The following is a 19775-nucleotide window of genomic DNA, read 5'->3' as shown; positions in this document are numbered from 1 at the left end:
CTCCGACCAGCATCAGAACGATGGGGTAAAGCGCAGGCCAATCCAGTACGTGGTCGGCATCGAATAGCTGTCCTTCAACAGGTTTTCGCTTGGACCGGTGAAACTGGTGAGGCGGCTGTGGGTGACGTTGCTGACCTGCCCCACCACGCTGAGTTGCTTGTTGACCGCCCACGTCGCCGACAGATCCAACTGCGAGCGCGGCGCCCAGTACAGATCCTGCCAAGGAATGTTGCTGACGATCGAACGCAACGCCTTGCCCTGACGGTTGTAGGCTGCGCGCAATTCCAGGCCGCCGACGGTGTAGAACAGCGAGGCGTTAGCGGTGTAGTCGGGCTGGCCGACCATGTTATCGACCGAGCGCTTGCTCTGCATGATGTTCGGTGCGGTGCCGGTGTTGAACGGCACATCCATGCCGCCATTGAGCAATGCCAGGTTGGCACTGGCGCCCAGGCCGGACAACGCTGGCACGCCCGGCAACAAGGTATTCAACACTGCGCTCAGTTCCAGGCCACGCACATGCGCCTTGGACGCGTTGGCCGGCGTGCTAATCAGCACGTTGGAATACGTGGTGCCATTGAAGGTGAACTGGTCGATGCGCGAGAGAGTGAAGATCTCGTCCTGGATGCGTTTATCGAACACGGCGGCGGCGAGCATGCCGTCGTAGTCGTCAGGCAGGCTCCATTCCAGCGACAGGTCCAGATTGGTCGAGATGCGCGGTTTGATATTGGGATTACCGATGGTCACCGTCACGCCCTGGGCATTGGGATTGCCCATGTCGTTGCTATTGACGAAGCCGATCGAGGTACGCGCGGCGTAGGCGTCGTAAGGCGGGCGACCGAGCGTGCGGCTGGCGCCGGCACGCAGATCCAGGCGATCACTGAGGTGGTAGGTCATGATCGCCGACGGCAACAAATAGCCGTAGTGCGAATTCGTCGGCGCATCCACATAGACGTACTTGCCGCTGGCCGCATCCAATTCGCGCTCGCGACCGACGGTGGCTTGGTTGGTATGGTCGTAATGCAGGCCCGCTTCCACGTCGAACGCATCGGCGCGATAACTCACCAAGCCGTAGGTTCCGAAGATCTTTTCGCTATGGCTGAAATTATCCTGGTTGCTGAAAGCGCTCTGGTCGGTGCTGTTGAACGCGCTCAGCGGCGTCGATTTCAGGATACTGTTTGCCTTGACCGGATCGATGGCGATCAAATTCAGGCCAAGGTAGCGCATCGGCGCGTTGGACGGGGCCAGCACGTCGGAAATCTTCAGCGGCGGCGCTGTGCGATTAGGCTGGTATTCGTCGCGGTAGATGTTGAAGCCCGGTTCGTCGCGGGTATAGCTCACACCGGTGCCGAAACCGAATCCACGATCCATTTCACCGCGATTGAAGGCATAGTCCAGACGCCCGGTGATCACCTTGTCGCGCGCATTGCGCTGGTAATCAGGACGCCAATACAGCAGGCTGTAGTTGTTGTAGTTGTAGTACGACTGCGGCGCGATCGGGAAGCGCTGATTCAAGCCCGAGGTATCGTAGTTGAAGCCATACGCCGCATTCGGCACCACCGTCACGCCAGGGCCAGTCTGCCCCGTGGGCACGGCGGCCGGACGCGAAGCACCGGTGACGTACTTGATCATGCTGATCGGCTCGGCATAGGTCGCATCGGACCAGGAGCCGCGCGCAGACAGCACCTGTCGATCATCCGGACGCCACTCGAAACCGGTCTGGCCGAGTTTGGTGCGGGTGGTGGTGATCTGATTGGAGTAACCGACCTCCACGTCACCCACCGGATACGTACCGGACGTGGCGGTCTGGTTGTACACGTTGTTGCGGTTGCGCGGGTCGATGATGACCTCGTTGCGCTCCATGTTGTCGCGGAAATAGTAATAGCCGGCCAGCGCGTAAGCCTGCAGCGACTCGCTCACATGCGCCTCGAACTTGCCGGTGAGGCCGTAGCGGTCGCGCTTGTCCATCACGTACCAGTATTTGTCCTGCTGCGGCACGGCCCAGCCATTGCCCAGATTGGTGCCGCTTTGCAGTACGCCATTGCTGTCGTAGAACCCGTAATGCACCGTGTCGGTGGTCATATGGGTTTCGGTGTAGCTGCTCAGGGTCTGGTAGTTGCCCGACAGGGTCAGGCCGTACTGCCCTTCGCTGCCGAAGGTGCGGCTGCCCGTTGCGAGCAGGCGATACCCTGGATCGTCCTGATCGCGCGGCTTGCCCACGTCGTTGGCATGCCCCAGCGACGCCTCGGCGGTGAAGAACGGCTTGCCGCCGTTTTCGAACGCACTGCGGGTCTTGAGGTTGATCGCACCGCCGGTGGCGTTAGGATCCAGGTCGGGAGTGAAGGTCTTGATAACCTGCAATTCGCTGACCATCGAAGCCGGCAGAATATCCAGGCGCACACCGCGGGTGATCGAACCGAGCGTTCCATTCGGCGTGCCCGGGGAGGCCACGGTCAAGCCATCGATGGTGACGTTGTTGTAGGACGGACCGAGACCGCGCAGCACCGGCGTGGCGGCTTCGTCACGCGGATGCTCGTTGTCAGTCGCCGGCAACACGGACAAGCCAGGAATACGGCGCAGCGCTTCGACGATGGTGGTATCCGGCAGTGCACGCACATCGGTGGAACTGACCACGTCGGTGATGTTGGTGGCCTCGCGCTTACTCTCGATGGCGGCGGCGTTGGCCTTGCGCACGCCGGTCACCACGACGCTGGACAGGGTCTTGGTTGCGTCGGACGCGGGTGCGGCAGCGGTATTGCCAGCAGCATCGTGGGCGGTGGTCGCATCCGCCGAGACAGGCCCTGCTGGAGTGTCACCGAGCACCTCCGCCGCGAGCGCGGCGTGGCAACTGGCGGCGAGCACACAAACGAAGAATACCCGTTGCCGGTGGTGGAGTGATGTCATTGCAGGGCCCCTGAAAATCAGAATCTGATCAAGTAAAACCCGGCATTTAATTCCAAAAACATGACAGTTTGATATCGCCAAGCACATACCCAACCGCACGGACCACTGCCAAGCACGGGCTGAAGCACGCGATCAGCAGCGCGACAGGGTCAGTGACTTACCCTCCCGGCTCGCGGCAAGCCTCCGCGATCCCTCAGGCGATCGGGTCGCAGGCGCGCAGCGGCAAGCCCAATGCGATCAACGCAGCACGCAGCGTGGCCGCATCGCGAAATTGCAGCGCCTGCATCCCGATCTTGGTCGCGGCCTGTACGTTGCGCGGCGCGTCGTCGATGAATACCGTGCGCGACGGCGTGATCGCATAGCGTTCGCACAGCAGCGCGAAAATCGCCGGATCCGGCTTCACCAGCCGCTCCTCGCCGGACACCAGCACGCCCTCGAACCAGTCCAGGAACGGATAACGTTCGCGCGCAATCGGGAAGGTCTCGTGCGACCAGTTGGTCAGCGCATACAGGCGCACACCGCAGCCACGCAACTCCTCCAGCACCGCCACCGTGCCTTCCAGCGCGCCACCCAGCATTTCCGGCCAGCGTGCGTGGTAAGCCGCGATCATGGGCGCATGTGCCGGATGCAACGCGCTGAGTTCGGCGACCGCCTCGCGCCACGACCGGCCCGCATCCTGACGCTCGTTCCACTGCGGGCTGCAGATCTCGCGCAGGAAATGCTCCATCTGCGCCTCCTGCGCAAACAGACGCCGGTAGAGATAGCGCGGGTTCCAATCGATCAGGACACCCCCAAGATCGAACACGACCGTGTCGATACCGGACGCAGCGGACACAACAGATGACGACATGACAAACTCCAGAAATGAATAAGGATACCCACACATCAGCGACGCACGGGCGACATCAGCGCACGCCACAACCTTGCCCAGGCCAGCGACACGCCTGCGGCCAAGGCTAGGCAAGCAAGCCACAGCACCACCGCGGCGGATGCGATCAGTGCAGCATGCGTTGCATGTACAACGCGATCAGCCGCGAGCGATCCAGCGCTAGACACACCTGCGCATTAGCCGTGCCGCCAGCGGATCCGGCAGCGGCCGTTGCACTGGTCACCGGCATCTGCCGCGTATTGCCCTGATCGTCGATGACCACGCGCAGCGGCACGGTCGGGCACAACTCCGGCGCCAGCAACTGCGCCACCGGCACCACGTCGAACAGCGTCGGTGTGGCGCTGGACCATGGTTGGTCGGTATCGCGCCACTGGTAGTAAAGCTGAGTCAGCGCATCGGTCAACGGCGAGCCATGCGCGAACAACGCGATCCGCTCCGGCTCTTCCAACGTCACCTGGGTGGCATCCAACGGCAGCATGATGATCGGCACGCCCGCAGCAAATACGCGCTGCGCGGCACCGATGTCAGAGGCGATATTGTATTCGGGCACCGGCGGATTGGGCGCACGGTAACGCGATTTGCCGTAGCCCACGCGCAACGACCCTCCCATCAACACCACTTGTTTGAGTTGAGCGAAACCCGCCGGATCGCGCTGCAACGCACGCGCCGCATCGGTCAATGGCCCGAGCACCAGCAAGGTGACTTCACCGGGATAGCGTCGCGCCTGCGCCAGGATGAACTGTGCCGCATCCGGCGCAGCGCGCGGCAGCGTTCCCTTGGCCGCCCAACGCGCCTGACTGAAGGCAACCGTGCTGGTGGTGCGCTGCCCGATCGCCAGCGGAATATCGCTGCGGCCGGCCTGCCGCAGCAGCCGTTGCAACAGTTGCGCGCGCAAGCTGGTATCGCCCCCGGCCGAAGCGATGCCGAGCACTTGCAACTCCGGACTTTGCAACAGTAGTGCCAGTGCGAATGCATCGTCGATGTCGTCACCGATATCGGTGGACACGAGCACTTTCTGCACCGGCGCTGCCGTGGCAACCGACACCGCAATGGGACACGCCACCACGCTTAGCAGCGCCAGCGCCGCCCATTGTTTCAGAACACGCATACGCGTCTGTCCTCAATAAAAGTGGCTCACAAAACGACGGCGTCACACATCAAAAGTTGGCGCGGAACTGTGCGCCGACGATGCGCGGGTCGTTGATGAAGCCGGTGAGGTTATTGAAATCGATCGCACCGGTAGCGCGGATCTGGTTGGTGCAGTTGCGACAGAACACCGAAGCTTCGTAGGCGCCACCCTCCCAGCGATATCCAACCTTGATGCCGCCCTCCAATAGCGGCTGACCGACGAACTCGCGCGAGTCGTAGAGAAAAAAGTTGATCGCACTGCGATAGGACCAGTCGGTGAAGAAGAAAACCTCGGCGTCATCGCCAACCGGGATACCGTAGCGCAAGGTAGCATTGCCCATCCATTTGGCCGCTTGTGGCAGCACATTCCCGTTGATCAACGCACGCCCGGCAGCATTGAGCGGATCGGTGACGGTGCAGGTGCGGCACACGCCGACCGACAGCGTCGGATCTTCGATGCGTATCCAGTTGTAAGCCCCCCCCAGAGTCACACGCAGGTTCTGGCCCAACATCGCCTCGCTATCGAACTCGGCACCACGCGCCTTGGAGGTATTGGCGTTGAGCAAGCGGATGTCGTTGGAAGTACCGCCTACCGCAGTCAATTGCTGGTTTTTTACGTTGAAATCGTAAATATCGAAACTCAAGCGCGCACGCTTGTCGAACAGATCGGACTTGATACCGACCTCGTAAGAATCCACGGTTTCCGGTGCGGCCACGGTCAATGGCGCCGTCGCCGATGGCACGCCGAAACTGGCACCGCGAAAACCACGCGCGGCACGCGCGTAGACGTTGACGTCCTCGTCAATCGCGTAGGTGGCACTGAGGTCGCCGGTGAGCTTGGCGTTGTCGGTGCTGCCGCTGGACGGCTGCTGGAGGACAACGCGGTCCAGTGCGAGAACGTCGAACCGCTTCTTGTCGTCGGTGTAACGCAGGCCGGCGCGCACATCCAGGCGTTCGGTGACGGCATCATGCAACGAACCGAACACCGCCCACGAATTGTTGCGCTGACGGGTCAATTGGTAACTGGATAAAGAACCGCCAGCCAGCGTGTCGTAGGTGTAGTTCTCGCCTTCCACCGCATCCTGGAAGTAGTACAGGCCCGCTTGCCAATTGAGCGGACCGGCGTACTGCGATTCGGCACGCAGCTCCTGCGTGTACTGGTCCAGGCGCTTGATACCACCGGCGGTCTCCACCGGGAACGGAATCGCCCCTGGACCGGATGGCGGCGCGAACACCGCGCCATAGCCGCCATCGATGTCGCCACGGCTGTAGTACTTGCCGATACCCTCGTAGCCGGTGATCGCATGCAGCACCAGGTCGCCCAGGGTCCAGGTCAGATTGGCGCTGCCGCCGTCGGTCTGCAATTGCTGGGTGTTCTTGCCGTCGATGGACACCTTGTCCGGGTCGAAACCGGCGATCAACCTGTTGCTGCCCGGTTGGAAGATATTGGCGCGGAACAGCCGCGCACTGCCATCGAGATGGCGCGCATGCGCGTTGAACAGCGCACTGAATGCTTCGCCTGGCTGAAACAGCAGTTGCAGGCGCACAGCCGAATCCATGTAGCCTTCGAACGAACGGTCATCGATGGTGTTGTCGACCCAGTCGCCGCGACGCTGGTCCAATAGCGAGATGCGCGCGGCCCACCGCTCGCCCAGCGCGACACTCAAGCCGGTCTCCATGGTCATGGTGCCGTAGGTGCCATAGGACAGACTGGCATAGCCATCGTTGGCGCCGAGGGTCGGTTTGACCGAATTGAACTTCACCACGCCAGCAGGCGTGTTGCGGCCGAACAGCGTGCCCTGTGGACCGCGCAGCACTTCCAGGCTTTGCAGATCGAAGATCGGAAAGCCCTTCAGCAATGCGTTCTCGGCAACCACGTCGTCGTAGATCAACGATACCGGCTGCGAGGCATAGATATTGAAATCGGTGTTGCCGTAGCCACGGATGTAAAACCGCGGGAACACGCGGCCACTGGAGGACTCGACGTTGAGGCTGGGCGCCTTGCCCGCCAACACGCGCACGTCCGAGCCACTGGTGGCGATCGTATCCAGGTACTCAGGGCGCAGCACGCTGGCCGACACCGGCACATCCTTGGCATCCTCGCTACGCCGCTCGACGGTGACCTTGACCGCATCCAAGCGCGCAACCCCATCGCTGTTGTCCGCCTGCTGCGCGGAAGCAGAGAACGAAAAAGCGGAAACGACAAGTGCGCTGGCGCGCAGCGAACGACTGGCGGACATGGAAACTCCGGAGTGGGGGACGGGAGCGCGTCGCCGAGCTTGGTCGCGCCGCACAACAATTAACACAACGCACAGGTGATGCGCATCTGCCTGCTATTAGACAGGATTGCCGCAGGTCCACACGTCCCTGTAGCCACCCTTGTCCCATGCTTGGTCGGTAGACACCTGCGACGACGCCGCTATGCCGCTGGCAGCGACACCTCACTGAACACAATCGCGCGCCCATGCGCTACTGCGACCTTAGTTGGCCTTGACCGTGTCTGGACGCGGAACAGGTCAAACTCAGCTATAAGTTCACCGACCCAGGTCATGACTTGAGAAGTCAACTCCGCGCCCACTACCATGGGTCGGGCCAGGATGCGTATATGGTCCAATTGAGCGCACCGTACTCGAAATCGTATGGTGCGAACCGCCAAAATGGATTGAATAAAGGATCGTCAATATGGGAATGAAGGCCCGTTTCGGAACCGCCCTGGCCCTGCTTCTGCTGGCCGCATACGCTGGCCTGTACCTCTCCGGCTACGTCACCATCCTGCTGCTCAAGCTCAACATCCCGCTGGCGTGGAACACCTATCTCCAGTACGTCCGCGCCCTGGATCTGCCTCAGGTCCAACCGTATGCGACGAAAATCAAACTCGGCGGGATGCTGGGGTTCGGCCTGACGTTTATCGTGTGGCTGCCGTTGACCGTCATGCTGCTGCGATTGAACCGCCGGGATGAATCCCTGCATGGCGATGCCGGTTTTGCCAGCCTGCACGACATGAAGCGCGCCGGTCTGCTGGAGAAAAAACCCGAAAGCATCATCGTCGGCAAGTACCGGGGACGCCATCTCTACATCAACGGCGCACTCCACGTGATCGTGGTGGCGCCGACGCGCAGCGGCAAAACCACCTGCATCGCCATTCCGGTACTGCTGACCTACGAGCACTCGATGTGCGTGCTCGACATCAAAGGCGAATTGTTCAAGGAAACCAGCGGCTGGCGCGCCTCGCAGGGACAGCGCATTTACAAGTTCGCCCCCTATGCCACTGATGGCAAAACCCACCGATTCAATCCGCTGTCCTTTGTCCGGCCGAACCAGTACATCGCCGACCTGCAAACCATCGCCGCCATCCTCTACCCCGACGAGCCTGCAAAGGACCCGTTCTGGGCGACCCAGGCACGCGCCATCTTCGTTGCCTTCGCCTCCTTCATGTTCGAAAAATGGGAAGATATGGAGCGCAATGGTTTCCCAGGATCTGACGCACAAGGCAAGCTCGACCTCCAAGCCCCTCTCGATCCCAACGTAGACCCTGCGTTCCCTAGCTTCGAACGCATCCTGCGGCTCTCTTCCGGTGCGGGGAGCCAGAGTGTCAAGGAGATCGTCGAAGACTGGCTGTCGGAGCCAGGCCAGCAGGAATTTTCCTTCATCAGCGAGCAGACCCGTACCACTCTGCGCAATCTGGTCGGGATGGCCGAGCAGACCTTCTCCAGCGTCGTCGCCACCATGCAGGCGCCGTTGCAGCAGTTCCTGAATCCGATTTTGGCGGCGGCCACCAATGCCACCGACTTTGACGTCACCGCCATCCGCAAGCGGAAGACCACCATTTACACAGTCATTCCCGCGCAGAAACTCGACGAGAGCGGCAAGTTGTTGAACATCTTCTTCAGCACTGTAATCGGCAGCAATTTGGACAAGCAACTAGGCGAGGAGCCCGCACTCAAATACCAAATGTTGATGTTGATGGACGAATTCACCGCGATGGGGCGCGTGGACGTATGGGCCAAGCGGATTTCGATTTCGGCCAGCTATGGGGTACGCGACCTGTGCATCATTCAGAGCAACGCCCAACTGCGCTCGGTCTATGGCGAACACGATGCGCAGAACTTCACCACCAACCACGCCGGCAGCGTGGTCTACACCCCGCGCGAACAGGCGGACGCCAACGCCTACAGCGAGCAGTTGGGATTCAAGACCATCCGTCGCAAGCACCGCTCTCACAGTAGCGGCGCGCAAGGCAGCAGCTACAACATCAATTACACCGAAGAAAAACGCGCGCTGATGCTGCCGCAGGAACTCAAGAAACTGTCCAGCGACGACGCGCTGTTATTCCTCGAAGGATGCAAGCCGATCCGCTGCAAGAAGAACTGGTTCTTCAAGGATATTTTCTTCAAGAAGCGCATTCTGCCGCCGGTAGAGATTGTGCCGATAACGGCGATACTTGATAAAGGCAGACTGGAGCAAATTAACCCACCACAGACGGAGGCGAAAACGTGATGAATGTTTCAAAAATGACAGCAATTTCCATGCTTTTTATTGCCAGCACATTGGTGACAGCTTCCTGCAAGCCTAGCAATGGAATTAATACGAACGCCAACGCCAACGCCAACGCCAACGCCAATCCTACAACACAAGCAGAATCACCCAAGAAGACAGCATCTTATAATCAAGAAAAAAAAGATAATAACGCGCGCCAACTTGATCCGAAATACAAAGAAGGTATGCCATATCACTCTTTTCGAAAAATGCTCATTTCTGACAATTGGAGCCCGGCAGCAGAACCCAATGAATGCTTAAGCATGTCGATTGGCGACAACTATAAAGATCACTGCGCAAAAGAGGAAAAATCAGGAATGTGCGGCATCTGCACGGATTTCAGAGAAATTAACGCTTGCACAGATGATGGCTATTGCTACATGGCCTTCTCAAATGGCAAAAAAAATCTAAACATCAAAACATATGGCGACATTTTGCGCATTCGCGAAAATGGGCCCGAGCCAGCTGTCCGCAGCTGGAACATATCAAATAAATAAAAAATTATAACCATATTGGAGAATTAGAGATGAGCAATCCTTTAGGAGAACTAATCAGCAGAGGCGAAGGAAACTATAACTCCTAAAACAAGGGAACTGTCAACGGGAAGATTATAGGCGGAAATGAACCAATTGATTTATCAGAGACTACAATCAGTCAAATTATGGCCCGCCAGGCATTACCTCCTGGAGACTCACAAAGAATATTCGCAGTTGGCAAATTCCAAATTATCCCGAAGACGATGCAAGGAATTGTCTCAGACTTAAATATTGATCGATCAGAAAAATTTACCCCGGAAATTCAGGAAAAAATATTTGCAAATCATTTAATAAAAATAAAACACCCTGTGATGTATGCATATATCACAGGGAAAGAAGGAGCCACCCTACATGCTGCTCAAGTGGCTGCAAGCAGAGAATGGGCAAGCGTAGAAGACCCCGATAGACCAGGGCACGTATTTGCGCTTTATGAAAAATCTGGCAACAAAATGCATACGCACGCATCAGACATTGCCACTGCCTTAAATGAAATGAGAAATGAGTACAAGAAAAACATAGACAAAGGGCTGACCGCAGATCAAGCATGGGAAGCTACTATCAGCATGGGGCCTGGATCATTTCAGTCACACAAACACGACAAGACCGATCCTGGTGTCAAATCCCTTCAAGAGAACCTCAACTCCCTCGGCATCCAAGACGCTCGAGGACATGAGCTGATCGTAGACGGCCACCGCGGCGGTCACAATAGCCACACCAACGAAGCGATCTCGGCGTTCCAGCAACGCTACGGCATTGAGGGACAACTGACCAATGCCGAACTACTCACGGCTACACAGGTCGCATTAAATGCGCAGCGTGAGCGCACCCACGATCACTCTCCTCCCGGCCCCCCAACCGCAGCGCACCCGCAGACTGGCGCACGGCACGACACTCCGGTTGTAAGCGGGCCAACAACAGGCCATGTACCGCTCACCCCAGCGACAGCAAAAGCACCCCACCCGCTGACGACGACCCATCCGCTGGAACCCGGCGACCGTGGCGCCGCCGTGCAAGCGTTGCAACAACACTTGCAAGCCATCGGCGCCACCGACCGCGATGGCAACGCCATCAAGGACGACAAGCACTACGGTCCGCGCACCCAAGAGGCAGTGGAGAACTTCCAGCGTTTGGCTGGCCGCGAGCCCACCGGCATCGCCGATCCAGGCACACTCGAAGCACTGCAAACGCAGGCCCAGTTCGCCGNTTTGGCCGATCACGCCCAGCCTGCTCCTTCCCGTTCGACCGATGCTGTCGCCGAGCACCCGACCCAGCCTCAACGTGACCAGCCCCCTGCGCAGCAGCAGGCCACGCCCAAGATGCTGGAACCCTACAGCAGCCCCACATCCCCGCTGCACGCGCTCTACGCACAGACCAAAACCACCATGGAGGGCAGGGGCATCTCGGTGTCCGAGGAACGCATGCACCAGCTCGTCGGCAAGATGGCGCTCCAAGGAATGAACACAGGAGGGAAAAACGATTTCGTGGTCAAGGGCGATACGCTCTATGGCCGCAATCTCGATGTCCCTTATAACCACTTCATGCTGGACCTGCGCGAACCTGCGCCATCTGTGCAGTCCACGCTCCAGCAAGTGCAGAACCAGCAGCAGACACGCGAAGCGGAGTTAACGGCCATGCGGCAGCAACAGCAACAACAGCAGCCGTATGGCCGATAGCCAGACCAATAGCATGAGCGCCGCCGCAAACAACACACGCGGACGGCGCCTTGTTCAATAAACGCAAGACCGCCCACCCGCAAGAGGCGCGCAGCCGCGCAAGCGCGCCAGCACCGCGCGCGTCACTGGGTCGGTGACCTCGCTGGCTTCCCCCTGCAACGCCGCTATGATTGACTCGGCATCAATGCACTTGAATCAACTCGTGCCGCGCTTGGCGCAACAGCTTTCTCATGTCGGTTGCTTCCATCGTTCCTACATGTCACCCACTCAAGCATTTCAAGTTAAAAACTTCCGGATAGATAACACGGCCTAGCGACTCTCAGCCGAGTGCGACATCCGGCACCCGCACCCAGCCCTCCATCAGCACCCGCGCACTACGGCTCATCAGCGCCTTGGTGACCGTCCACTGCCCATCCACCTGACGCGCTTGGGCACCGACCCGCAAGGTGCCTGAGGGATGACCGAAACGCACCGCATTGCGCGTGCCACCGCCAGCGGCACGGTTCACCAGCGTGCCCGGGATGGCGGCGGCGGTACCAATCGCCACCGCCGCAGTCCCCATCATCGCGTGGTGCAATTTACCCATCGACATGGCCCGGACCAGCAGGTCGATGTCGGCGGCGGCGACCGCTTTGCCGCTGGAGGCCACGTAGTCGGCTGGCGGTGCGACAAAGGCCAGTTTGGGCGTGTGCTGGCGCGTGGCCGCTTCCTCCAAGGTGGCGATCAGCCCCATGCGCAGCGCGCCGTAAGCACGGATGGTCTCCAATCGGGCCAACGCGGTTGGATCGTCGTTGATCGCCTGCTGCAACTCGGTACCGCGATACCCCAGCGCCTGCGCGTCGAGGAAGATGGTCGGAATACCAGCGTTGATCAGCGTTGCCGCAAACGCACCAACTCCCGGCACTTCCAACGTCTCGATCAGATGACCGCTGGGAAACATCGCGCCATCGGCACCGTCTTCGTCGGCCGCCGGATCGAGGAATTCGAGCGCAATCTCCGCTGCGGGGAAGGTGACGCCGTCCAGTTCGAAATCGCCGGTTTCCTGGACGCCACCGCCTGCCATCGGCACATGCGCCAAGATGGTCTTGCCGATGTTGGCCTGCCAGATCCGCACCGTGGCGATGCCATCGCGCGGAACCCGCGCCGGATCGAGCATGCCCGCGGCAATGGCGAATGGTCCCACCGCCGCCGAGAGATTGCCGCAGTTGCCGCTCCAATCCACGAACGCGCGGTCAATCGCCACCTGACCGAACAGATAATCCACGTCATGATCCGCACGCGTACTCGGCGCCACGATGACCGTCTTGCTGGTGCTGGAGGTGGCCCCGCCCATGCCATCAATCTGTTTGGCGTAGGGATCGGGACTGCCGATCACGCGCAGCAGCAGCGCGTCGCGTGCTGGGCCAGGCACCTGCGCCGCCGCAGGCAAATCCTGCAGCCGGAAAAACACGCCCTTGGAAGTGCCGCCGCGTAAATACGTGGCGGGAATACGGAGTTGTGCCGCGTAAGCCATGACAATTCCAGTCGGAGAGAACGAATCGATTTAGAAAACCACACACAGCGCGAGCACGGCTGCCTGCACTGGAATGCGCAGGCCGCCATCGCGTTCGATGGCGCAATAGCACCGCATCATCAGGCCGCCGACGCGTCGAGAAAATCTTGGGCGAAGCGTTGCAAAACCCCACCCGCTTCGTAGATGGACACATCCTCGTCGCTATCCAGGCGACACAGCACCGGCACGTCCACCGGATCTCCATGCGTGCGCTCGATACGCAGCGACAGGGTCGCGCCGGGGCGGCGTTCGCCGAGCACCGCGAAGACCTCGCGACCATCGATACCCAAGGTCTTGCGTGTGGTTCCCGGCAGAAACTGCAGCGGCAACACGCCCATACCGATCAAATTGGTACGGTGGATGCGCTCAAATCCCTCCGCGACGATGGCCTCCACGCCCGCAAGACGGACCCCCTTGGCTGCCCAATCGCGCGAAGACCCCTGGCCATAATCGGCACCGGCGATGACGATCAACGGCTGCTTGCGCGCCATGTAAGTCTCGATCGCCTCCCACATGCGCAGCACCTGCCCTTCCGGTTCCAGGCGGGTCAGCGCGCCTTGCCGGACCACCCCATCCACCACCGCCATTTCGTTGCGCAGCGTCGGGTTAGCGAACGTGGCGCGCTGTGCAGTGAGGTGGTCGCCACGATGCGTGGCGTAAGAATTGAAGTCCTCTTCCGGCACACCCATGCGTGCCAGGTATTGACCTGCGGCGCTGTCGGCGAGGATCGCGTTGGACGGGGATAGATGATCGGTGGTGATGTTGTCGCCGAGCACCGCCAGCGCACGCATGCCGCGCAATGTGCGCTCGCCGGCCAGTACACCCTCCCAGTACGGTGGACGGCGGATGTAGGTGCTGTGCGGGCGCCACGCATACAGCGGACTGACCGGCGCGGCGTGCTCCACACGCACGTTGAACATCGGCGCATACACGCGGCGGAACTGCTCCGGCGTCACCGCCGCCCGCACCACCGCATCGATTTCGGCATCGCTGGGCCAGATGTCCTGCAAGCGCACTGGATTGCCGTCGGCATCCACGCCGAGCACGTCTTTCTCGATATCAAAGCGCACCGTGCCGGCGATGGCATAGGCAATCACCAGCGGCGGCGAGGCCAGGAACGCCTGTTTGGCGTAAGGGTGGATGCGGCCATCGAAGTTGCGGTTGCCCGACAGCACCGCAGTGACGTACAGGTCGCGGTCGATGATCTCCTGCTGGATGTGCGGGTCCAGCGCGCCGCTCATGCCGTTGCAGGTGGTGCAGGCAAAGCCGACGATGCCGAAGCCGAGCCGCTCCAACTCCGATAGCAAACCGGCTTCTTCCAGATATAGCTGCACGGCCTTGGAACCGGGCGCCAATGAGGTCTTCACCCACGGTTTGCGGGTCAGCCCACGCGCGTTGGCGTTACGCGCCAGCAGCGCGGCGGCAATGACGTTGCGCGGGTTGGAGGTATTGGTGCAACTGGTGATGGCGGCGATGATCACAGCGCCATCGGGCATCCGCCCCTGCGCCTGCTCGGCCTTGCCAGCCTGCAACTTGGCAACATCGGCGATACCGCGCGCGGTCAGTTGCGTGGTCGCCACGCGCGCGTGTGGGTTGCTCGGGCCGGCCATGTTGCGCACCACGCTGGCAAGATCGAAGCGCAGCACGCGCTCATACTGCACGTCAGCCAAGGCATCGGCCCACAAGCCGGTCGTGCGCGCGTAGGTTTCCACCAGCGCGATCTGCGCTTGCTCGCGCCCGGTCAGGCGCAGATAGTCGATGGTCTGCGCATCGATATAGAACATCGCCGCAGTGGCACCGTATTCGGGGCACATATTGGAGATAGTGGCGCGATCACCGATGGTCAGCGCCGCAGCACCGGGGCCAAAAAACTCCAGATACGCGCCGACCACGCGTTGTGCGCGCAGGAACTCGGTCAGCGCCAGCACGACGTCGGTGGCGGTGATACCCGGCTGCGGTTTTCCACTGAGTTCGACCCCGACAATCTCCGGCAAGCGCATCCACGTCGCGCGCCCGAGCATGACGCTCTCGGCCTCCAGCCCACCGACGCCAATCGCGATGACACCCAACGCATCCACATGCGGAGTGTGGCTGTCGGTGCCCACGCAAGTATCCGGAAATGCGATCCCATCCTGCACGCAAACTACCTGCGACATTTTCTCCAGGTTGATCTGGTGCATGATCCCGTTACCTGGCGGAATCACCTCCATATTGCGGAAGGCATGTTTGCTCCAGTCGATGAAATGGAAACGATCTGCGTTGCGACGCTCCTCAATGGCGCGGTTTTTCGCGAACGCCTGCGGATCGTCGCCGCCGCATTCCACCGCCAGAGAGTGATCGACGATCAGTTGCACCGGCACCACCGGATTGACCTGGGCAGGATCACCGCCCTTGTCGGCGATGGCATCGCGCAGCCCGGCCAGATCCACCAGCGCGGTCTGGCCGAGAATGTCGTGGCACACCACCCGCGCCGGAAACCAAGGAAAATCCAGATCGCGGCGGCGCTCGATCAGTTGCAACAGGGCATCGCGCAACAATGTCGGATCACAGCGGCGCACCAGATTCTCGGCGAAGACCCGCGCGACATACGGCAAGCCGGCATAGGCGCCTGGGCGAATCGCATCAACTGCCGCGCGCGCATCGAAATACTCCAGCGACGTGCCGGGCAGGGAAAGACGATAGTGGCTATTCATGTCTGGCTGACTTGGCCTAGCTGAAAAAACAAAAGCGAACCGGCTCTCGCAGCGCGGGAAAGCGCTGCTCAAGATCTGCGCACGCTCGCCTGGGCTCCATGCTCAAGCACAAGGCAAGCAAGCGTCGACAGATAGCAGTGCCGCCCCCCCGCCTCAGCGCTGATCGATCGGCACGAATGGCCGATCTTCTGGCCCTATGTAATGTGCGCTGGGACGAATGATCTTGCCGTCGAGACGCTGCTCGATGATATGCGCGCTCCAGCCGGCGGTGCGGGCGATAACGAACAACGGCGTGAACATCGCCGGCGGCACACCCATCATGTGATAGCTGACCGCACTGAACCAATCCAGATTGGGGAACATCTTCTTGACGTCCCACATCACGCTCTCCAGGCGCTCGGCGATCTGATACATCTTGCGATTGCCCTGCACTTCGGACAATTCGCGCGCCACGTCCTTGATGATCTGATTACGCGGGTCCGACACCGTGTATACCGGATGACCAAAGCCCATGATGACCTCCTTGCGTTGCACACGCGCCCGGATGTCCGCCTCCGCCTCGTCCGGGCTGTCGTAACGTTTTTGCACCTCGAACGAAACTTCGTTGGCGCCACCGTGTTTCGCACCGCGCAGCGCGCCAATACCACCGGCGATGGCGCTGTACATATCACTGGCGGTGCCAGCGATGACCCGACAGGCGAAGGTGGAGGCGTTGAACTCGTGCTCGGCGTACAGAATCAAGCTAGTGTGCATCGCCTGAACCCACTCCTCGTGCGGCTTGGAGCCGTGCAACAAGCGCAGGAAATGCCCACCGATTGAATCGTCCTCGGTCTCCACCTCGATGCGCCGCCCGTTATGGCTGTAGTGATACCAGTACAACAACATCGAGTTGAGGCTGGCCAGCAGCTTGTCGGCGATATCCCGCGCACCGGGCGGATGATGGCCTTCCTTCTCCGGCTGCACGCAACCCAACACCGACACGCCGGTGCGCATCACATCCATCGGATGCGCCGACGGCGGCAATTGCTCCAACGCGGTCTTGACCGCAGCCGGGATCCCGCGCAACGAACGCAGCTTGGTCTTGTACATCAGCAATTCGGAGTTGCTGGGCAACTTGCCGTGCACCAGCAGATAAGCGATTTCTTCGAACTGGCTGTTGCGCGCCAGATCCACGATATCGTAGCCACGGTAGTGCAAATCATTGCCGCTGCGACCCACCGTGGACAGCGCGGTGTTGCCGGCGGGAGTGCCGGACAGCGCCACCGACTTTTTCGGTTTGAAGGCGGAGGCGGTCTGCGGAGCGGTGCTGTCGTTCATAGCGAAATCTCCAAGGTGTTACGTTCGGATGGACGCAAGTGAATCAGAGTATCCACGGCGCTGGCGACCAGGCACCGACACGTGCGAGCGGCCATGCAGCGTGACGGCAATCTAATCCCGTCTGTTAGACCGGCGTGCACGCGCATGGACATGCTCAGGCTTGGAAGCCGCCGTCCATCATGCACCTTTACCGGCGAACAACGCATCCAGACGCTGTTCGAAGGCGTGATAGCCGATGCGCTCGTACAGCTCCTCGCGGGTCTGCATGTGATCGAGCACTGCCTGCTGGTGACCGTCGCGCCGGATCGCCGCGTACACCGCCTCGGCGGCCTTGTTGGCCGCGCGGAACGCCGACAGCGGGAACAACTGGATCGCCACCCCCGCTTGAGCCAATTCATCGCGACTGAATAGCGGGGTCTTGCCGAATTCGGTGATGTTGGCCAGCACCGGCACCTGCACCGCCTGGACAAAACGCCGATAGGTCTCCAAGTCGTAGGCGGCCTCGGCGAAGATGCCGTCGGCACCGGCTTCCACGCAGGCGATGGCGCGCGCGATGGCCGCCTCTACGCCCTCGGCCTGGATCGCATCGGTGCGCGCGATCAGAAAGAAATCGGCATCGGTCTTGGCATCGGCTGCGGCCTTGACCCGATCCACCATCTCCGCCTGGGTGACGATCTCCTTGCCCGGCCGGTGGCCGCAGCGCTTGGCCCCGACCTGATCCTCGATATGACAAGCAGCCGCGCCAGCCTTGATCAGCGCCTTGATCGTGCGCTCGATATTGAACGCACTGGGGCCAAAGCCGGTATCGATGTNGGCGACCTGTCTCCTGTAGAGTTTGAACGGNGAACGCACTGGGGCCAAAGCCGGTATCGATGTCCACCAGCAACGGCAGCGCGCACACATCGGTGATGCGACGCACGTCGATCAGCACATCCTCAAGCGTGTTGATGCCCAGATCGGGCAGGCCCAGCGAACCAGCGGCAACGCCGCCCCCGGAGAGATAGATCGCCCTGTAGCCGGCGCGTTGCGCCAGCAGGGCATGGTTGGCGTTGATCGCGCCGATCACCTGCAGCGGTGCTTCGGCAGCGAGCGCGGCGCGGAAACGAGCACCGGGAGAAACGAGGGACATGATCGACTCCTGAGGTAGAGGCGGCCACCCCGCAGTGGGTTCCGCGCTGGTTACCAATTTTGCACCATCGTCGAGGTCAAGCAATCTTGATTCAATCCAGTACAGGCAGTCCAGGGCAATCCCAGCATTTTTAGCAATCGCTAAAAATTGAGTCAGACAGCAATTGCCTCATCCAGGCGGCAATGCCCAGGACCACCGCCGACTTACCGGCTTTGATCATTGCCGCCATCGCTGATCGCGCAGTTGACCGCTGGCGATGCGATAGCCTAGCAACAGTACCCAGAAGATGCTGGCGGGATGATGTCTTCACTTGGCTTGTCCCATGCCACTTCAAATTTTTGCATCGGCGTGCATTGCTTATGATTTTTGATGTCATAAAAGACCACGCCAGACACATCTTCAAATGGCCCTGGCGCATCTTCGATTTTCATCGTGATGCGGTACGCCTGGGTAGGATGCGGGTTCTTGCGGTAGATGGGGTTACCTTTGGCATCGGCTTGCACGGATCCTGTCGTGCTAGGCGTGGCGCTCATGGGGTTGCATCCAACCAGTAGAAGGGCCGCCAAAAGAATACAGCGCATCTTGCGTTGCATTATCGTACACGCCTGACAATAAAATAGAATTAGAATTTTTGGAAAATCTGCTCAGAGCAAGATTCATATAGTATTTTACATTCAATTCCGCTATTTTTTTTCTGACAATCCGAAATTGCATCATGACTCGCAACCTCAATGGAAGGGCCACGTGAAAAACTTTGAATTATATCGCCCGCGCGATTTGGATTTGCCACCGCTATACATTGATTATTGTAATCCATAACGACACGACATTTACCCTGCTCTGCACTTTCGCATTTATACATTGCATCCTGGTCGGCTTCTGTTTTTTTCAATTTTCCAGTAGATACGCCAAGATTACCGGAGGCGTCAATTGCAATCGCCCCCCAGGTTTTGATCCATTTCCCTGTGGGACGTGGCTGCTGTGGCTCCGGATTATCCTGCGGAATCGGCGCGCAACCAACAGCTCCTTGGCCGCCAATCGGGTACTGCCCGGGGGGACAATTGCCTTCTGCACTAGCATTCATGGAGAAAATAAAAATGGCGATAGAAAAAAATGCCGTGTACTTCATGAGTTTCCCCTTAGTCTGATGTTGATTTTCTATCCACTCGCTTATAGAGAATCAAACATTATCCCGATCTCTTCCAGCTTGTCCGCGTGAGCCAGTTGGCACGGATGGTGTTATCGGTGTTGCGCCCATGACTCTTGGCGTTGCTAATTGACTATGAGAACTGACATCACCAGTCTCTTTGCTTGAACGCGGCGCAGCCTGCGCCGGCACATAAGACCCAGGCGGCTGCCCCTGCGGTCCTGGCGATCCAGAAGAGCCAGTTGGATTGAATACCGTGTAGGCCATAAAGTTG

The 19775-nt window shown here is 59.9% G+C and carries 11 protein-coding genes and 2 pseudogenes; 3 read left to right on the top strand and 10 right to left on the bottom strand.

Features of this window, described 5'->3' with window-relative positions; genetic code table 11:
• Window positions 1-12: 12 nt before the first annotated feature.
• The 4 genes from XALGPE39_RS03450 to XALGPE39_RS03435 form a co-directional block, all read right to left on the bottom strand.
• Window positions 13-2901 (bottom strand): TonB-dependent receptor, encoded by a 2889-nt coding sequence (locus tag XALGPE39_RS03450; RefSeq protein ID WP_045726996.1) that lies wholly within the window; start codon window positions 2899-2901, stop codon window positions 13-15.
• A 193-nt stretch (window positions 2902-3094) separates the two neighbouring features.
• A complete protein-coding gene (locus XALGPE39_RS03445; RefSeq protein WP_045726995.1) occupies window positions 3095-3751 on the bottom strand; it encodes an HAD family phosphatase in 657 nt (218 codons plus the stop codon).
• Between the two features lie 145 nt (window positions 3752-3896).
• Window positions 3897-4898 (bottom strand): nucleoside hydrolase, encoded by a 1002-nt coding sequence (locus XALGPE39_RS03440; RefSeq protein ID WP_045726994.1) that lies wholly within the window; start codon window positions 4896-4898, stop codon window positions 3897-3899.
• Window positions 4899-4947: 49 nt separating this feature from the next.
• Complete coding sequence (locus tag XALGPE39_RS03435; protein WP_045726993.1) at window positions 4948-7158, bottom strand: TonB-dependent receptor; 2211 nt, start codon at window positions 7156-7158, stop codon at window positions 4948-4950.
• Between the two features lie 442 nt (window positions 7159-7600).
• Here XALGPE39_RS03435 and XALGPE39_RS03430 point away from each other — a divergent pair, with 442 nt between their 5' ends.
• From XALGPE39_RS03430 to XALGPE39_RS15070, 3 genes are all read left to right on the top strand, one after another.
• Complete coding sequence (locus tag XALGPE39_RS03430) at window positions 7601-9415, top strand: type IV secretory system conjugative DNA transfer family protein (RefSeq protein ID WP_045726992.1); 1815 nt, start codon at window positions 7601-7603, stop codon at window positions 9413-9415.
• Window positions 9415-9951: a hypothetical protein gene (locus XALGPE39_RS15445; protein WP_152624808.1), complete on the top strand. Its 537-nt coding sequence runs from the start codon at window positions 9415-9417 to the stop codon at window positions 9949-9951. Before XALGPE39_RS03430 ends, XALGPE39_RS15445 begins: the two co-directional genes overlap by 1 nt.
• 164 nt (window positions 9952-10115) lie before the next feature.
• Window positions 10116-11663 (top strand): peptidoglycan-binding protein, encoded by a 1548-nt coding sequence (locus tag XALGPE39_RS15070; protein WP_082061813.1) that lies wholly within the window; start codon window positions 10116-10118, stop codon window positions 11661-11663.
• Window positions 11664-11982: 319 nt separating this feature from the next.
• On the opposite strand, the gene prpF is transcribed toward XALGPE39_RS15070, so the two are convergent.
• The 6 genes and pseudogenes from prpF to XALGPE39_RS15065 all read right to left on the bottom strand — a co-directional run bounded on the left by prpF (window position 11983) and on the right by XALGPE39_RS15065 (window position 19483).
• The gene (gene prpF, locus XALGPE39_RS03415) at window positions 11983-13176 is read right to left on the bottom strand and encodes a 2-methylaconitate cis-trans isomerase PrpF (RefSeq protein ID WP_045726989.1); all 1194 of its coding nucleotides are present in this window, start codon (window positions 13174-13176) and stop codon (window positions 11983-11985) included.
• Between the two features lie 119 nt (window positions 13177-13295).
• A complete protein-coding gene (gene acnD / locus XALGPE39_RS03410; protein ID WP_045726988.1) occupies window positions 13296-15908 on the bottom strand; it encodes a Fe/S-dependent 2-methylisocitrate dehydratase AcnD in 2613 nt (870 codons plus the stop codon).
• 153 nt (window positions 15909-16061) lie between these two features.
• Complete coding sequence (gene prpC / locus XALGPE39_RS03405) at window positions 16062-17225, bottom strand: 2-methylcitrate synthase (protein ID WP_045726987.1); 1164 nt, start codon at window positions 17223-17225, stop codon at window positions 16062-16064.
• Between the two features lie 177 nt (window positions 17226-17402).
• Window positions 17403-18354: pseudogene (locus XALGPE39_RS03400) on the bottom strand (methylisocitrate lyase).
• Between the two features lie 338 nt (window positions 18355-18692).
• Window positions 18693-18887: pseudogene (locus tag XALGPE39_RS15440) on the bottom strand (hypothetical protein); the annotation flags it as partial.
• Between the two features lie 89 nt (window positions 18888-18976).
• Window positions 18977-19483, bottom strand: coding sequence for a DUF4189 domain-containing protein (locus XALGPE39_RS15065; RefSeq protein WP_082061812.1), 507 nt, complete (start codon window positions 19481-19483; stop codon window positions 18977-18979).
• Window positions 19484-19775 lie beyond the last annotated feature (292 nt).

It is taken from the genome of Xanthomonas sp. GPE 39 (genome assembly GCF_000963005.1).
In the GTDB taxonomy this organism is placed as follows: domain Bacteria; phylum Pseudomonadota; class Gammaproteobacteria; order Xanthomonadales; family Xanthomonadaceae; genus Xanthomonas_A.
Note: the sequence above shows the minus strand (reverse complement) of the source record. Positions and strands in the feature narration are given on the sequence as shown.

Excerpts from the sequence above, each read along its gene's own strand:
- XALGPE39_RS03450 (WP_045726996.1), bottom strand. The coding sequence starts at position 2,901 with ATGACATCACTCCACCACCGGCAACGGGTATTCTTCGTTTGTGTGCTC.
- XALGPE39_RS03445 (WP_045726995.1), bottom strand. The coding sequence starts at position 3,751 with ATGTCGTCATCTGTTGTGTCCGCTGCGTCCGGTATCGACACGGTCGTG.
- XALGPE39_RS03440 (WP_045726994.1), bottom strand. The coding sequence starts at position 4,898 with ATGCGTGTTCTGAAACAATGGGCGGCGCTGGCGCTGCTAAGCGTGGTG.
- XALGPE39_RS03435 (WP_045726993.1), bottom strand. The coding sequence starts at position 7,158 with ATGTCCGCCAGTCGTTCGCTGCGCGCCAGCGCACTTGTCGTTTCCGCT.
- XALGPE39_RS03430 (WP_045726992.1), top strand. The coding sequence starts at position 7,601 with ATGGGAATGAAGGCCCGTTTCGGAACCGCCCTGGCCCTGCTTCTGCTG.
- XALGPE39_RS15445 (WP_152624808.1), top strand. The coding sequence starts at position 9,415 with ATGAATGTTTCAAAAATGACAGCAATTTCCATGCTTTTTATTGCCAGC.
- prpF (WP_045726989.1), bottom strand. The coding sequence starts at position 13,176 with ATGGCTTACGCGGCACAACTCCGTATTCCCGCCACGTATTTACGCGGC.
- acnD (WP_045726988.1), bottom strand. The coding sequence starts at position 15,908 with ATGAATAGCCACTATCGTCTTTCCCTGCCCGGCACGTCGCTGGAGTAT.
- prpC (WP_045726987.1), bottom strand. The coding sequence starts at position 17,225 with ATGAACGACAGCACCGCTCCGCAGACCGCCTCCGCCTTCAAACCGAAA.
- XALGPE39_RS15065 (WP_082061812.1), bottom strand. The coding sequence starts at position 19,483 with ATGAAGTACACGGCATTTTTTTCTATCGCCATTTTTATTTTCTCCATG.